Origin of the sequence: Stenotrophomonas sp. 2YAF22 (assembly GCF_052114665.1) — a bacterium.
Taxonomy (GTDB): domain Bacteria; phylum Pseudomonadota; class Gammaproteobacteria; order Xanthomonadales; family Xanthomonadaceae; genus Stenotrophomonas; species Stenotrophomonas indicatrix.
In genome coordinates, this window is the sequence record NZ_JBFRFE010000893.1 from 1 (window position 1) to 1,186 (window position 1,186).

Annotated in this window: 1 protein-coding gene; it reads left to right on the plus strand. The window is 66.0% G+C overall.

Annotated elements, in window-relative coordinates; genetic code table 11:
• Nucleotides 1-7: 7 nt before the first annotated feature.
• Nucleotides 8-1,033 carry a rod shape-determining protein RodA gene (gene rodA, locus AB4Y84_RS22055; protein WP_442250982.1) on the plus strand — a complete coding sequence of 342 codons (1,026 nt, stop codon included), beginning with the start codon at nucleotides 8-10 and terminating at the stop codon, nucleotides 1,031-1,033.
• Nucleotides 1,034-1,186 lie beyond the last annotated feature (153 nt).

Below are 1,186 nucleotides of genomic sequence, written 5' to 3' on the forward strand. Positions count from 1 at the left end.
GTTCACGCTGTGCAGCACCGCCAGGCCCGCGCCCATCAGGATAAACAACGCGACCAGTAACGGCCCGGTGGCGGGGCAGGCGATGCGCTTTGCGATGGGTCTGGTAGCGATGTGGCTGTTGTCGCGGGTCTCGCTGCTGCGCCTGCGCGCGTGGACGCCTGCCATCTATGCGCTGTCGATGCTGCCATTGATGGCGGTGTATGTAATCGGCACCGGTAAATACGGGCAACGCTGGCTCAATCTGGGCGTGTTCTATCTGCAGCCCTCGGAACTGCTCAAGCTCAGCCTGCCGTTGATGATGGCCTGGTATCTGCACCGTCAGCCGCTGCCGCCATCGCCGCGCACGGTGCTGACCGCCGCAGTACTGATCGGGGTGCCAGCGCTGCTGATCCTGATGCAGCCCAACCTCGGTACCGCCACGCTGGTGACGGCCAGTGGCGTGTTTGCGTTGCTGCTGGCTGGACTGCAGTGGCGCTGGGTGGTGGCCGGGTTGAGTGCGGTATCGGTGGCTGCGCCACTGGCGTGGTTCGGGCTGCTGCGGCAATACCAGAAGAATCGCGTGCTGACCTTCCTGGATCCGGCTGCCGATCCGTTGGGCACCGGCTGGAACATCCTGCAGTCGCGCATCGCCATCGGCTCGGGTGGCATGCAGGGGCGCGGCTGGGGCCATGGCACGCAGGCCACGTTGGATTTCCTGCCCGAGTACACCACCGATTTCGCGTTCTCGGTATTGGCCGAGGAATTCGGCTGGATCGGCGTGGTGACGGTGTTCGCGCTGTATCTGTTCGTGGTCGGGCGTTGCCTGTCGATCGCGGTGCAGGCGCGCGACACGCACGCGCGGTTGCTGGCCGGCAGCCTCGGCTTGGCGTTCTTCGTATACGTGCTGGTCAACGGTGGAATGATTTCCGGCTTGCTGCCGGTGGTGGGCATTCCGATGCCGTTGATCAGTTATGGCGGCACCTCGGCGGTGTCGTTGCTGGCGGGGATCGGGCTGGTGATGGCGGTGCGCGGTCATCGGCCGGTACACGCGTAGGTTTCCAGCCAACGGCGCAGCCCCTCGTGGGTGGGGGCGGGTGGGTCGTGGAAAGCTGGATTGCTGAGGGCTGGCCGGGCGGGTGGATAGTGCGGGGACGCCGTGAACCCATCCCTGGGGGCTTGGCCGCGGCATCCATGCCGCGGACACCCC